11 protein-coding genes are annotated in these 15,791 nt (G+C 38.7%); 4 read left to right on the top strand and 7 right to left on the bottom strand.

The window, feature by feature from the left end; genetic code table 11:
- The first annotated feature begins 189 nt into the window (after positions 1-189).
- Both ACTJKC_RS25140 and ACTJKC_RS25135 read left to right on the top strand, forming a co-directional pair.
- A complete protein-coding gene (locus ACTJKC_RS25140; RefSeq protein WP_344853555.1) occupies positions 190-1,209 on the top strand; it encodes a hypothetical protein in 1,020 nt (339 codons plus the stop codon).
- 21 nt (positions 1,210-1,230) lie between these two features.
- Positions 1,231-2,766, top strand: coding sequence for an OmpP1/FadL family transporter (locus ACTJKC_RS25135; protein WP_440796390.1), 1,536 nt, complete (start codon positions 1,231-1,233; stop codon positions 2,764-2,766).
- Between the two features lie 53 nt (positions 2,767-2,819).
- On the opposite strand, the gene ACTJKC_RS25130 is transcribed toward ACTJKC_RS25135, so the two are convergent.
- The 3 genes from ACTJKC_RS25130 to ACTJKC_RS25120 all read right to left on the bottom strand — a co-directional run bounded on the left by ACTJKC_RS25130 (position 2,820) and on the right by ACTJKC_RS25120 (position 7,750).
- On the bottom strand, positions 2,820-5,240 hold the full coding sequence (locus ACTJKC_RS25130) for a hypothetical protein (RefSeq protein WP_440796388.1): 2,421 nt from the start codon (positions 5,238-5,240) through the stop codon (positions 2,820-2,822).
- Between the two features lie 89 nt (positions 5,241-5,329).
- Complete coding sequence (locus ACTJKC_RS25125) at positions 5,330-7,165, bottom strand: UbiD family decarboxylase (protein ID WP_440796386.1); 1,836 nt, start codon at positions 7,163-7,165, stop codon at positions 5,330-5,332.
- 105 nt (positions 7,166-7,270) lie between these two features.
- Complete coding sequence (locus ACTJKC_RS25120) at positions 7,271-7,750, bottom strand: Dps family protein (RefSeq protein WP_344853559.1); 480 nt, start codon at positions 7,748-7,750, stop codon at positions 7,271-7,273.
- A gap of 285 nt (positions 7,751-8,035) precedes the next feature.
- Here ACTJKC_RS25120 and ACTJKC_RS25115 point away from each other — a divergent pair, with 285 nt between their 5' ends.
- Positions 8,036-9,565, top strand: a complete 1,530-nt coding sequence (locus ACTJKC_RS25115) for a LysM peptidoglycan-binding domain-containing protein (protein ID WP_440796384.1) — start codon at positions 8,036-8,038, stop codon at positions 9,563-9,565.
- Complete coding sequence (locus ACTJKC_RS25110; RefSeq protein ID WP_025142847.1) at positions 9,562-10,212, top strand: uridine kinase family protein; 651 nt, start codon at positions 9,562-9,564, stop codon at positions 10,210-10,212. The genes ACTJKC_RS25115 and ACTJKC_RS25110 overlap by 4 nt, the downstream gene beginning before the upstream one ends.
- Before the next feature lie 102 nt (positions 10,213-10,314).
- Here the strand turns inward: ACTJKC_RS25110 and ACTJKC_RS25105 are convergent, their stop codons facing one another.
- The 4 genes from ACTJKC_RS25105 to ACTJKC_RS25090 form a co-directional block, all read right to left on the bottom strand.
- Positions 10,315-10,974 carry a CoA transferase subunit B gene (locus tag ACTJKC_RS25105; RefSeq protein WP_440796382.1) on the bottom strand — a complete coding sequence of 220 codons (660 nt, stop codon included), beginning with the start codon at positions 10,972-10,974 and terminating at the stop codon, positions 10,315-10,317.
- Positions 10,975-11,090: 116 nt separating this feature from the next.
- Positions 11,091-11,795 (bottom strand): CoA transferase subunit A, encoded by a 705-nt coding sequence (locus tag ACTJKC_RS25100; RefSeq protein ID WP_440796380.1) that lies wholly within the window; start codon positions 11,793-11,795, stop codon positions 11,091-11,093.
- Between the two features lie 296 nt (positions 11,796-12,091).
- Positions 12,092-13,180, bottom strand: coding sequence for a PQQ-dependent sugar dehydrogenase (locus ACTJKC_RS25095; protein WP_440796378.1), 1,089 nt, complete (start codon positions 13,178-13,180; stop codon positions 12,092-12,094).
- Positions 13,181-13,406: 226 nt separating this feature from the next.
- A complete protein-coding gene (locus ACTJKC_RS25090; RefSeq protein ID WP_440796376.1) occupies positions 13,407-15,785 on the bottom strand; it encodes an endonuclease MutS2 in 2,379 nt (792 codons plus the stop codon).
- Between the last annotated feature and the right edge of the window lie 6 nt (positions 15,786-15,791).

Genomic DNA, 15,791 nt, shown 5'->3' with positions numbered 1-15,791 from the left:
TTGGAACGTAATTTGTACGTTAAAAAGTGTAAAATTCGATAGCAAATTTATAAATTTATGCCTACAAACGATTAAGAATTGAAATCAATTATAATTTAACGTTTTTAGACTAACTAAATAGTTAAGAATTAATTACTTTTGAAACCTGTTTATCAATATTCGTGAACACACACAACTAATATAAACACAATGAAACCAATTAAATTTTTACCCATTGTTATGATTGCTGCTGCTGGGTTGGTGGCTTCATGCTCTACATCAAAACTGGCTCAAACCAAGCCGGCTGATGATGTTTATAATTCTGTGGCGAAAGCCAGGGAGGTGGAAATTGCACCTCAACCTCAAAACCGACAAGGCCAGCAATATCAGGCCCAGGGTCAGGAAGAATACGATGAATATTATGGTACCAGTAATCCTTATTACGATATGGATTATTCGTCAAGGATTAACCGTTTTTACAATGGTTACAGTTTCCAGGGCTACTATGATCCATATTTCGACAATTATTATTACGGCAGCAGCTACGGACCATCCAACTATTTAGGTATTGGATTAGGTTGGGGCAACGGTTACGGCTTAGGTGGCTGGGGCGGAGGCTTTGGATATGGTTACGGATATGGAAGCATCTGGAACAACCCTTTTTACTATGGCAATTACGGTTACGGATGGAACAATCCATACGGCTGGAATTCATGGGGACCTAACTCTTACTACGACCGTTATGGTTGGGGCGGAGGCGGATATTACGGCGGTGGCTGGGGTATCGGCGGCGGATACTATGGTGGTGGCGTTTATACCAACAGAGGCAGCTACAGACCAAGACCGGGAAGTAACGACAGAGGTGTGCCAAGATATGGAAATTCTAATGGAGGAAATGTTGGCAGACCAAGCAGATCCGGTATAAGTAATCCAAACGGTGTTTCTTATGCACCAAACAATAACGCAGGCAGACCAACAAGAAACCAGGGAGGATATACTCAAAATCAAGGTAATCAAAGCGGAAGACCTACAAGAAATGATGGTTATGCACCACAAGGCGCCCAAGGCAGCAGACCTACAAGAAACGAAAACTACACTCCTCAACAGCCAACCAGAACCGAAAGCAGGCCAAGTTATTCACCTCCACCATCAAATGGCGGCGGCGGTGGTTCAATTGGAGGCGGCGGCGGTGGTGGCGGTTCACGTCCATCAAGAGCAGGAAGAGGTTAATTTTAAAATCTAAACACACAAATGAAAAAAATCATCTTGGCTTCTCTAGTAGCTACAGTAGCTGCTATGGGAACAACATACGCCCAAAGTTATGCGCCTGATGCCTTCCGTTTCTCGCAAACCAATTATGGCAGCTCGGCAAGGTTTAAAGGAATGGGCGGTGCCCAAATTGGTGTTGGTGGCGATATCGGTTCGATTAATGCCAACCCTGCCGGGTTAGGTTTATTTACCAAATCGGAATTCAGTATTACACCCGAATTTAACTCAGTATCTAACGGTAGTGCATATTTAGGAAATAATACCTCAGCAAATAAAAGCCAGCTCAATCTGAACAATATTGGTGTTGTATTTTATAGTCCGGCTGCTAAAATGAAAGGTGCTGATGTAGATAAAGGATTAGTAAGTAGCGTATTCGGTTTAAGTTATACGCGCAACAATGATTTCTTAAATAACATTAACTATGGCGGGATTAATAAGAACAACTCAATAAGAAATTCTTACGCCGAGCAAGCCAACAATTACGGCACTTCCAATAGTATAGCTGGTGATGCTTATAACAGTTATTTAATAAACAGAAATACTCCTACTTTTCCTAATCAGTATTCTGCAGAGCCATCAGGCACCAACTTTAATCAAAATTGGGATGAGGCACGTTTAGGTTCTACCTCAGAGTTTAATGTGGCAGGAGCCCTGAATTTTGGAAACAAAGTATATATTGGTGCAACAGCAAGTTTTGTAAATGTAAAATATACCAGTGATGCTACATTTACCGAATCAGGTATCCTCAATTCTTATGATGACGACGCGACTTTACCAAATGTTCCAAAATACAACGGGAATGAAAATTATAACCTTACCCATTTCAGAAATCAGGAAACTAAAGGCGGTGGTTTCAATTTAAAATTAGGTGCTATTTTCAGGCCGGTAAGCGAATTAAGGATCGGATTAAATTTCCAGACACCAACCTGGATGAACATTGAAGATAATACGAGTGAAACCTTACAAGCCACTACTGCCGGCAATGCGAATACTTCTCCAACTAAATCAAATAACCCTACTCAATATTATTCATTCACCTACAATTTACGTACACCTTTAAAAGCTTCTGCTGGTATCAGTTATGTAATTGCTGGTACAGCGTTAATATCTGCTGATGTGGATTATGTAGATTACTCTTCGATGCGTTTTTCTGATTCTAACGGATCTGACCGTGCAACTATTAACGATAATAATGCCTTTATTAAAGCATCATATAAAGAAGCGGTTAACTATAGAGTAGGCGCTGAGGTTAAAGTAACTAACGAATTTAGCTTACGTGCCGGTTATGGTGTAAACGGAAACGGTGTTAAAGGCGGCGATAATAAATTTTACCAGGGCCAGTATTATACTGGTGGACTTGGCTATCGCATCGACAACTATTATTTCGACGTAGCTTATCAAAACTATCAAACGAATTTCAGTTCAAGTCCTTATTTATTAGATAATTATACTGAGCCTGTTGCCGATGTAAAAAGTAACAGAAACAATGTATTTTTAACTTTTGGAGTAAGATTCTAAAATTTAGAAACGTCATACAAAAACGGCTTCAATCTAATAATTGAGGCCGTTTTCTATTTACCCCTCACCACAATCTCCTTCTCCCCATAAACCACTCCCCCATCAGATACGCCCTGAACAACAATTTTAAAATTACCCGTTAAATCTCCGGTATTAAAACTAATAGGCGTTTCCCCATTAACCTTTACCTGATAGTTCCAATAAACGGTTGAAAAATTGATAGGCTCATTTTTATTGGTGATATCAGATACATAAAATTCTTTCGGGAGATTAATTCCTTTCAAAAGAATCACATTGGGTTTAGACTCAGGCTCCACACATCCATGGTACATCACTGCAAGTCCGATTTCATTAACATAAACCTCACCCTTTACAGGAATCTTATTTCCACTATCGGACATATGATTGGGACAGTTTAAAATATTATTCATACAAACATAATCCCCACATCTGTTGACATAAGAATTTTTAACAAATTCGATTCTTTCATCCCTTTTTTTCGTAATGGTTACTTCTTTTAGCCTGGTGCCAGTAATTGAACTTAAGCTTTGGTTATCTTCAATCAACACACTACCTTTTACGTTTAATTGCTCTAAATTTTGCTTTACTAAATATTTCTTTATCTCATCCTCAGGATTGTTGATTTTAACTTTATACAGGTCGTATTTAGCTGTTGTCATTCCTAACCAAACAGGCAACTTCGGCTCTTTAATAACTAGATTGGCAAAGGGCAAATTAAATTTCCCTACGCTATCGGTATTCAGAAAATTCAGGTTTTCTCCGGCGATGGTTGTTAACTCTATCGGTTTATCTAACGGCTTATTTCTTCTGGTTATTTCACCCCGGTATTCAAAGTTCGTAAGTTTTGTTTTATCATTATCCACTAACGTTTCAGGCCATTTATACCTGCTCCAGGCTTTCACCAATAGTACATCATTCAGATAATCCTGATCAATATATTTTAACCCTATTGGGTGCTTAGGAAGTGGTTTTAAGTATTGTTGTAAATAAAAGTAATCAATAATGTTCTGATGATTACCAACCGAAATTCTATTGGCTTGTGTACAGGATACGGATACCAGAGCTACAACTGAGCTGTTATTTTTACCGGTTACATTCAGTTTTAAGTTCACCTGATCCCTTGTTCCATATTCTTTTTTATCTGCCGATAATTCAGTTTGATTTAGCTGATCGTAATGCGCAAAGAAAATCCTTTCGGCCATGGGCCGGTAATTGCTATCCAGGATGGTAACTGCATTTAATCCAATGGGAACAGAGTCTAATTTTAACCTTATGCTCTGGCTTTTGTTAGCCGCTAACATCAAACGGGTATGTAAAAAAATATCAGAGAAATTATGCACCAAAACATGTACTTTTTGATTGTTGTTTGCTTCCAGATGCATTCTGAAATCATTTTCAGCAATTGCAGTACCTGCCGATAAAACCACACCATTTTTTAATATTGCCGGTAAATTATAGCTGGTATCTTCCTCCTTATGCCCAAAAAGTTTAACATTATACTTTTTTGATGATTGAGGACGGATTGAAAATGAGCCAAGTCCGGTAGAATTGCTTTGAAGGGTGTCAATTGGGATATCATTTTCATACAAGATACCTTTGGCTTTTACGACATTCCCTTCCAGGTCTTTGATTTCAAACCCCACTTTTGATAGTAAACGGTCAACCAGGTAGCCTCCTTCCGGGTAAAATTGAATTTTATAATTTGAAAGGTTTCTAACCGGAAGGTTAAACGTTACATACCTGACATCTTTACCTTTTTTAACAGAAATACGTAGCAGGTTATTGTGGGGGGTAATTTTATCCGCAGGAAAGTTGATCATCAGTTCACCGATTACACTACTTTTAGCTATACCTGAAATTAATTTTTGCTTATCCTTACCAATTTGATATTTGATCTCTGCATTTTCAACAAAATGGTTGTCACCTGATAAAATTTTCAAAAGCGCTGTCCCATTTTTGCTCTGCTCATCATAAGCCTTAAAAATAGAAATATTGGCCGTTAAAGGATTTATTGTTGTAGATCTGATGGTAACAGGCTGAACAAATTCACCATCTGGCTGGTTACCTTTTTTGATATTGGTATTCGCAACAAAACGATACGAACCTCCCGGCAGCGAATCAGGTAATGTAAGCGATCCGAAGGCAAATCCTTTATCAATGAGAAATTTATCCTGGATGACGACACTACTATCTATGTTGTTGATCAGCGATAAATAAAGTGTATGGTAATCATCTAAGTTGGCTATTGTTTTTAGCAGGTATCCGCTAAACCAAACCTGATCGTTATTAGTGTAGACAGTTTTGTCAAAATGGACGAACAAATTAGATTGAGTGCTTTTTAAGCCATAACGATTGAGATTTAAGGCAATACTATCCAGTTTTGGATCCTGTGCCCTCGCCTTTATTAAAAAAAGTAAGATCAGGGTAAGGATAATGAGAAATTTTGAAGGCATATTTAGAATGATATACCTAAAAATCTACATTTTAACCTGAATTATCAAATTATCGCCAAATAGTGACTAATTATAGGGTATAAAATCAATTATATTACGCCGAATAACGCTCTCCCTTTTTTACCCATTTCATTAATTTTAGCCTCTACCGCTTCATCTCTGATTAATTCGGGTGCGTGATGAGGCTTTTTTCTGGCATCTATAATCATCGAACCTTTACACCCCCAGTGTTTATTGATCGTAAAATCGTTAATACCATAAACATCGGCTGCCGGATTACTTCTTGTAAAAGCTACCCAAACCAGGTTATCAATCGTTTCGGCAGTAAACGCTGCATCATCGGCCAATATAATTAAGGGCAAGCCAGCTAAATCCTGATCAATAAGCGACATATTCAACATCGCAATTTCGGCAGCTGTTTTCTCTGGGTTAAGGTATTTATTGCCTTCTAAAACTAAAACACCCGGCATAGCAATTTTTGGCTGGTAAAAGCCATCACTCAATTTTAATCCTTCAGGAATTTCATTCCACAATTTACGTTTTTTATCTCCCGCTGCTGCAATTACCACTTTTGAACCACTATTTAAGCCGTCTCCGCTATAATCCAGCGTATCTATGGTAGTATTGGTATAAAAATGGATATCCCTCGTTAAATCAATCCGCTCTAATATGTGTTTGATAAAATCTTCAATATGATGGGTACTGAGTTGCTGGTCATCTTCTTTAGCGGCTATAAAAAGGTATTTCGCCAGGCTCAACTGGTTTTTACCTAGAATATGATTGGCAATGGTCAAAATTTCCTGTGGCCTTCTTTCCTTTAAATATGGCGTATAACGTTCGCTACCGATGGCAAAAAGTAAAGGGTGCACACCCGCAGCATCAACGGCATGAACTTCTTTTAAGCCATGTATTTCCTGCGGTATGGCGGAGCCTGTAATTTCGTGTATCAGGGCACCAAAACTGGTGTCTTCCTGCGGCGGACGACCAACCACAGTAAACGACCATATTGCATCTTTTTTATGGTACACATTGTGCACCTTCATTAAAGGAAAGGGATGCGTTAAACTATAATAGCCCAAATGGTCGCCAAAAGGCCCTTCGGATTTATTTTCGTTGGGGTAAACAGTACCGGTAATGATGAAATCAGCATCTGCAGAAATACAGAAACCTTCATCATCGTAAAAATAACGGAAGCGCCTGTCGCCAAGTGCTCCGGCAAAAGTCATTTCCGACAAACCTTCGGGCAATGGCATTACAGCAGCTAAAGGATGCGACGGCGGACCACCAACAAAAATACTCACTTTTAAAGGCTGTCCTAAAGCGTTGGCTTTCGATTGATGCACGCCTATCCCCCTGTGGATCTGGTAATGCAAACCAATTTCTTTATCCTGAATATAATCGTTTCCGCCTAACTGAATACGATACATGCCCAGATTGGCGTTCAACACACCGGGTTTGTCAACGTCCTCAGTGTACACCTGCGGCATGGTCACAAAAGGACCGCCATCCATCGGCCAGTTTACAATCTGCGGCAGCTGGCTGATGCTCGTTTTTAAAAATTTATTTTTTGCAGAGGGCGTTTTCAGCGGCAAAGCAGACAAGGCCGACATGGCAGAACCCGCATATTTGAAAGGATTTTTTAATGCTTTTATCGGATCGTTTCTTAACGATACCAGCTGCTGTACTTTTGGCAAAGTATCCCTGAAAATGAATTTTGATCGTTCCAACGTTCCAAACAGATTGGAAACAGCCAGAAAAGGACTTCCTTTAACTTTTTCGAACAATAACGCTGGTCCCTGGTTTTCGTACACCCTCAAATGGATGGCTGCCATTTCTAAATAGGGATCTACCTCCTCCTTAATCCTGATTAAATGACCATGCTTTTCGAGATCGGATACGCATTCTGCTAAACTTTTGTACGCCATGCCCAAAGATAAATATTTAGATTTTCTACGAAACAAAAAAGCCCTATATAAGCAGATTTTACAATAAAGCTACTTATACAGGGCTATTAACCTACTAATAACCTGTTATTTTTTACCGGCAAAAGAGCGTAACATCCAGGTATTTTTCTCTTTAAACTGCATAAAACGGTTCACCATATCGTTAGAACCATCGTCGCCGGCATCAGCAGTGGCTTCTAAAAGTTCTCTTTCTAATTCGATTAAAGTAGCCATATCATCTAAAATGGCATCAACCATGTCAAGGTCTTTCAGTCCGATGGTATCAATTTCTTTAATTTTCGATTCTTTAATATAATCTGCAAAACGGCTGTGCGGTGGTTTGCCCAAAGTTAAAACACGCTCAGCAATCTCATCAATGGTTAACTGTGCGTTGGTATAAAGTTCTTCAAATTTAACATGAAGGGTAAAAAAGTTCTGTCCTTTAATATTCCAGTGGCAGCCTCTTAATTTTTGATAATGGATATGATAGTTAGCCAGATAATCGTTTAACAGATCTACAACCGGTTTAACTTCTTTTTCGTTTAAGCTTATTTCTTTAGCGTCCATTTTATTATAATTTATGATGTATTTTTAATGTGTACCTAACAAACCAAATTTAGAAAAGTTTTGCTCAAATATTGCTTTTATACAATACCTTATTTAATAGACCGTTTAATATTCAATATTGTAGGGGACAGCAATTTTATAAACATTTGTTAATGAATATTATATCTGTAATACGAGATCAAAGTCATCTTATTTTTACGTAAAAACGAGCTACAGAACATAAGATGGTTAACAATATTATTCGTATAATTGCTCCCTTTGACTTAGAAATTTACATAAAAATAAATGCATAAAATATATTTATCTGCTGTAGTGTTATTTGCCTTAAATATTGCAAATGCCAAAGCCAACACAGCAAGAGACTCTATCGGTGTAGAAAATAATAAAGGCAAAAAACTGATCATCCATCAAACTGTAGCAAAAGACACTTATTATTCCATTGGGAGAAGGTATAATGTTTCTCCAAAGGATATTATGGCTTTTAACGAGAACAAATACCTGCAGGTTGGCGTAATCATTAAAGTTCCTACCAATGTTCCTTTTACAGGCAGTGGATCATCAAGTACGGAAGTTTCTTCATCATCAGCGGGCAATGTGATAGAACATACCATTAAGCCAAAGGAAAACTTAAACATGCTGGCCGAAAAATATGGCACTACCATAAATGAACTTAAAGCCTTAAACAATTTAACGGGCAGCAACCTTAGCATTGGCCAGGTTATAAAAATCCCTGCAAAAAACGGAGAACAAACTGCCACAGCTACTCCATATGCTCCACCAGCAAAAAATAACAGCGAAGTACCTGCAGCCAATACGCAACCCTCAGATCAAACCATGATTGAGCACACCGTTGCGCCTAAAGAGTTTTTAGGGAAAATTGCTGAGAAATACGGAACCACGGTTGAGGAAGTGAAAAAAGCCAATAACCTTTCGGGCAATAACCTGCGGATCGGTCAGAAACTGAAAATTCCGGCAACCAAAAATATCGACGAAAATAAAGTAGTTTCTACTGCTGCCGTTGAAGAAAAACCGACACAGGAGAATAAATCTAATGATACAGCGGGTACGCATACGGTTTTGAGAAACGAAACGATTTTTACTATTGCCAAACAATATGGGGTTACGGCATATCAGATCAGAACAATGAACAATCTGCCTGATAATGCGATTACCATCGGACAGGTTTTAAAAGTTCCGGGTGGCATTGTTGCTGATGTACAGGTACCAAAAGAAAAACAGGCCGAAACAAAAACAAAAGAAACTCCTGCAGAAGCAAAAGAAGAGAGTTTTATCCATACCGTAGCTACTGGCGAAAACATTTTTTCAATTGCAAAAAAATACAATTTAACTGCTTATCAGATCCGGACTGCAAATAAACTGGACGACAACAATATTAAGGTAGACCAGAAACTGATTATCCCTAAGCCACCGCAACCAAAATCGGTAAACGAAGCTTCAAAAGAAGATCAGGGAAATGAGCCTGATAGTACAATGGTTAAAGATCCTAAACTGCGCCGCGACCCAAGTGTTTACGGCTTAAGTCAGATTGAAGAAAAAGGTACAGCCGTTTGGATTGCAGATCAGGACCTTGATGGTACAAAAATGCTGGTTTTACACCGCACAGCACCTGTGGGCAGGGTTATTAAAATTACCAACCCGATGACTAACCGCACCACCTTTGCCAAAGTTGTTGGTAAATTTACAGAGAACGAATCTACAAAAGATGTTATCATTGTAATGACTAAAGCTGTAGCCGATTCATTAGGTGCTTTAGACAAACGTTTTTTCTGCAATTTAACATACAGTGCTCAATGAGTTCAAACAAAAAGCCTTTTATAATTGGTATTGCCGGCGGTAGCGGATCGGGCAAAACATTTTTCCTAAACTGCTTTCTTCATCATTTTAAACAAGATGAAGTTACCCTGGTATCGCAGGATGATTATTATATTCCTGCCGGTGATATGACACAGGAAGAAAACAAGTTGTATAACTTTGATCTTCCATCTACCATTGATAGTGAACAGTTTTTAAGAGACATTAAGCAATTGATGAGTGGAGAAGTGGTTTACAAAAAAGAATACAACTTTAATAATCCACTGGCTGTGGTTAAAATATTGGAAATTAAATCGGCACCTATTATTATTGTAGAGGGCCTTTTTATCCTTCACTTTAAAGAAATTGCTGCATTGTTGGATCATACCATTTTTGTGGATGCAGATGAACAGGTTGCTTTAGACCGTCGTATAAAACGCGATGGTTTAGAACGTGGTTATCCTGAAGAAGATGTATTATACAAATGGCACAACCACGTAGTGCCCGCTTATAAAGAATACCTGCTGCCCTACCGCGAACAATGTAATAAGGTAGTGATGAACAACACCAACGAACCTGATGAAATTATCGCCATTACAGAAGATATTTCAAATGATTTAAGAAATAGTATTTTAGTAGATATACAATAAAACCACCAAAGAAGTCAAGTTTTAAAAAACTTGACTTCTTATTTATAGTAAATCGTAACGCTTTACCGATGTGGTTTATGTCCTCACAAACCACATTACTCACTAATCCAATCTCATTTCCGGAATATCTCCTTCCACAATCAACCTTCCGGCTGTAGATTGCTTAATAAATTCGATACTCACACCCGGTGCACGTTCTAAAAGTTTAAAACCACCTTCAGGTAAAATATCTAAAACTGCCAGTTCGGTTACAATTTTTTTTATGCATTTCACCCCGGTTAATGGCAAGGTGCATTTTGGTAATAATTTACTTTCGCCTGCCTTATTGATGTGCTGCATAGCTACAATAATATTTTTGGCTGAGGCTACTAAATCCATTGCCCCGCCCATTCCCTTTACCATTTTACCCGGAATTTTCCAGTTGGCAATGTCCCCGTTTTCGGAAACCTCCATGGCACCCAGAATGGTTAGATCTACTTTTTGTGCACGAATCATCCCAAAACTCATGGCAGAATCAAAAATAGATGATCCGGGTAAGGTTGTAATGGTTTGTTTTCCGGCATTAATTAAATCGGCATCCTCTTCTCCTTCAAACGGAAATGGCCCCATGCCTAACAGACCGTTTTCTGATTGTAATACTACATTAATTCCCTTGGGGATATAGTTGGCCACCAATGTAGGTATGCCTATGCCAAGGTTAACATAGTATCCGTCTTTTATTTCTTTAGCGATACGCTGCGCGATCTCTTCTTTTGAAAACATAAAATTGAATTAATGAATTTTGAATGATTGATTGAATGGATAATTAAATGAGTGAATGATTGAATGGGTGAATGATTGAATGTTCTAATCTGCTATTCGACTTCAGACTATCGACTTCAGACTCCAGACTTTCTCACCGTTCTCTGCTCAATTCTTTTTTCATAATCTTTCCCCTGAAAAACCCGGTGCACATAAATCCCCGGGGTATGAATATAATCAGGATCAAGTTCGCCAGCCTCTAGCAGTTCTTCTACCTCTGCAATGGTTATTTTACCTGCCATGGCCATAACGGGATTAAAGTTGCGGCTTGTTGACCTGAAGATTAAATTCCCTGCCGTATCACCCTTCCAGGCTTTTACAATAGCAAAATCAGCATCAAAAGCATATTCCATCAAATAATCCTTACCATCAAAATTACGTACCTCTTTACCTTCTGCCACTTCGGTACCTACACCTGCGGGGGTAAAAATTGCCGGCATACCATATCCTGCGGCGAGACAACGAGTGGCTAAAGTACCTTGAGGAATCAGGTCTACTTCCAGTTCACCACTTAATAACTGCCTTTCAAATTCTGCATTTTCGCCTACGTAAGAAGAAATCATTTTCTTAACCTGACGCTGTTTTAGCATCAATCCGATACCAAAATCATCAACGCCGGCATTATTGGAGATACAGGTTAAATTTTTGACCTGTTTATTTACTAAAGCATTAATACAATTTTCCGGAATACCACAAAGACCGAAACCGCCAAGCATAATGGTTGCCCCATCTGATATATCTTTAATGGCCTCTTCAGCGCCAGATACCACTTTATTTATCATTTTATGAAATTTTGGTTAGTCCGCTAAATTACAAATTGCCATCAAAAATGCAGCAATTATAAATTTTAAATATACAGGGAATATTTATCGATTGGAATTAATCTAAATAACCATTACCTTTGTACTGCAATGATTTACGAGAGAGAAGAAAACCAATTCATATTACCCACCGATCCGGAATTTCAGAAAGGAATGGGTTTTATTTTCAGCTGTACAGCCGAACACAAAAAATGCTGTGAGAAATTTAAAAAAGGTAAACGCTGCAAAAAATGCCCCGGCAATAAAAAGAAATAAGCTTATTTCGCTATTTCTACAATCTTATCATCACTTCCGTTACTGGTACAGATATAAATTTTACCTTCAGGCGATTGGCAAACAGCCCTGATCCGGCCATAAGTATTTACATAAAAATCTTTTGTTCCGGTAATTTTAGTCTGCGCATCATCTAATTTTAGCTGCATTAGTTTAGTTCCTTTTAATACCGCCAATAACAGCGAATTTTTAAACTGCGGAATATAATTGTTATTGTAATAAGCCAGGCCACTTGGCGCAATGGTTGGCGTCCAGTTGATTAAAGGCTCTACCACATTATTAGCGCTGCAGAAAGATTGCTCGCCACTTTCATTACAAAAACCTTTAATATTTGGCCAGCCATAATTCCGGCCTTTTTCAATAATATTGATTTCATCATCTGAATCCGGACCATGTTCTGAAGAAAATATTTTATTTCCAACCTGCACCAAACCCTGCGCATTACGATGTCCTAAACTCCAAACCGGATTATTCGGATAAGGATTATCTGAAGGAATAGAGCCATCAAGATTGATCCTTAAAATCTTTCCAGCTAATGAATTTATATTCTGAGGATTTGCCGTATCGGAAGCGTCACCCGTACTAATGAATAATTTGCCACCACTGATTAACAGACGTGAGCCGTTATGAATGGAAGCAGCAGGAATCTGATCTAACAATATGAGTGGACTGGTTAAATTACCTCCACCATAAGTATAACGCACCACTTTTGCTTTATAGGTATTTCCATAGCCGTAAATAACATAAACATAAGGATTAGCAGTGAAATCAGGATGCAATGCCATACCTAATAAACCACCTTCGCCGTTGGTGCGCACCTCAGAAATGGTTAATAATGGCGTAATTTGACCTGTAGAAAGATTTAAACGGCTGATTTTACCTGCTTTTTCGGTAAACCAGATGAAATTATCAGGTCCGTACACCATTTCCCAGGGAAGACTTAACCCGGAAACAACAACTTTTGCTTTTAATTCTACATCAGGTAGTGTTTCCGGATCTTCATTACCATTGTCAGTCTTTTTGCAAGTTGTGGCAACCAATACCACAAAAAAGCAGAGTAAGATTTTTTTCATAGCCGTAACGTTTTAGAAATAACACAGTTACGGCTATAAAGTTTTAGTTTTGGTGTTACCGTCATGGCGAGAAGGCTTTTTCAGCCGACGAAGCAATAACAACTCTTTTTGTTGAAATCTGCTTAGATAGATCTCTCCATTCCGCTACGCTTCAGTCGAGAAGACAATGCTTTCTTGAACAGCTTATCTCACATCTCGCGTCTCGAATCCTGTGTCTAAAACCCCTCTAATTCAAATAAACATAAGTAATTCCATCTCCCCCTCTATCCGCATGTTCATCCTCCATTCTGTTTACCTGACTATATTTACGCAGATACTCCCTAATCATTTTCCTCAATATCCCATCTCCTTTACCATGAATCAGTTTAATAGACGGGAAGCCAAGCATAATGGCTTTATCCAAATATTTTTCTACTTCATGCAAGGCATCTTCCGTACGTTTTCCTCGGAGGTCTAATTCTGCCCTAAAGCCCGAAACAGCATCGTTCATACGCCCGGCAAATGAATTTGCACTGCTTTGTATCACTTTTTTTGCTTCGCGGTTGCTTACCTTTTGCACACGGTTCTTTTTAACTGTCGACCGTAAATCGCCAATAGCCAGAACCAGTTCATTCCGGTTAATTTCCAAAACCTGACCAATGGTTTCACTATCCGTAAATTTTACCAGATCGCCCACTTCAATTTCGCCTGTAACCACCACAGGCACCGGCTTTGGACGTTCTTTTGGCACCGTATTTTTAACCAGTTCCCGTTGCAGGTTCTGGCGCAGTTCTTTAGTTACTTCCTTATCGGCCTGTTTTTCTTTAATCACTGCAATGGTATTTTCTACCAGCTTATTGGCATTTTTAATGATATTCTGCGCTTCCTGCTTCGCTTCTTTAATGAGTACCTTTTTGTTCTCCTCTAAAAACGCTTTTAACTTTTCATTTTCAGCAACCAGGTTTTTAGCTTTATTTTGCTGATTGGCCAGGCTCACTTTTGCATCATAAACGTTTTTCTTCTCACGTTCCAGATCAACCAGCATAGTGTCTACCCGGTTCTGGTTGGAACCTGTTTTCTCTCTGGCCAATTGAATTACCTCTTTTGGCAAACCAATATTCTGCGCAATTTCGAAAGCGTAAGAACTACCTGGTTTTCCCATTTCTAAAATGTAAAGTGGTTTCATCTTTGCATTATCAAAAAGCATTGATGCATTTTCCAATCCCGGCGTATTCCCTGCAAATAGCTTCAAATTAGAATAGTGTGTAGTGATTACTCCTCTTACTTTTTTATTGTTCAATACTTCTAAAACAGCTTCTGCCATTGGTCCGCCAAATTGCGGATCGGTACCTGTACCAAACTCATCAATCAGCACCATTGTTTTTGGCGAGGCATGTTCTACAAAATAACGCATCTTTTTCAGGTGTGCACTGTAGGTACTCAAATCACTTTCTATTGATTGATCATCACCAATATCGGCAAAAATATTCTCAAAAATACCCACCTCACTATTGGCATCAACAGGAATTAATAAACCTGTTTGCAGCATAATTTGCAGTAAACCAACGGTTTTCATACAAACAGATTTACCTCCGGCATTCGGCCCTGATACCAAAACCACACGCGTTTCGGCATCTATATGAATGTTTAAGGGCGTAACGGTTTTCTTTTCTGCTGCAAAAGAAATCGATAACAAAGGATGTCTTGCATTGATCAGTTTGGTTTTAGGCTCTTTTAATAAACCGGGCATCTCTGCTTCAATATCTAAAGCAAATAGCGCCTTGGCACGCACAAAATCGAGTTTGGTAAGGAAACCATGATAAGAAAGCAATAATGGTGAATACGGACGAAGATCATCCGTTAATGCGATTAAAATCTTAATGATTTCTCGGCGTTTATCAAATTCTAAATCACGCAGTTTATTATTTAAAGTAAAAACCTCTTCCGGTTCAATGTAAACAGTTTGTCCTGTGGCCGATTCGTCGTGCACAAAACCTTTAAGCTTACGCTTATTCTCGGCCAAAACCGGGATACACATCCGGCCATCACGAATGGTTAAGCTACCATCGGCAACCCAGTTATTGGCAATGGCCTGTTTGTAAATCGAATCCATCCGTTTACGCACGTCCTGCTCCGTTTTTGCAATCGCACCTGTAATCTCCTGCAATTCTTTTGAAGCATTGGGTTTAATCTTCCCTTTGGCATCAATTACCGTTTCAATTTTACGGAGAATTGTTTTTTCGATGGGTAAATGCTCAAATAAAGCTTCGAGCGTGGGGTAAACTTCGGCCCGCTCTTCAAAAAATCGCAATACCGAAAAAACAGTTTGCAGGGATGTATATACCTGAAACCACTCATCTTCTAAAAGATAAGTCCCTTCAACCCTGATTTTTTCAACCAGTGATTTAATATCAAAAAAAGTATTAATCTGTAAGGGCTCCTGGTTTTGCAGGATGCTCTTGAATTCGTTTGTTTGTCGTAAAAATTTATCAATCTGATCAAAACGGTTCATCACCTGCATCTTGCCCACCATCGTTTGTCCCATGGGGCTCAAACAATGCTTGCTGATCAGCTGCCTGATCTCTACAAAACCTAAACGTTCTAAACAATTATCGGGATATAACATATTATT

The sequence above is a fragment of the Pedobacter sp. 22226 genome, from assembly GCF_052045455.1.
Lineage (GTDB): Bacteria > Bacteroidota > Bacteroidia > Sphingobacteriales > Sphingobacteriaceae > Pedobacter > Pedobacter jeongneungensis.
This window is presented reverse-complemented; position numbering and strand designations above follow the sequence as displayed.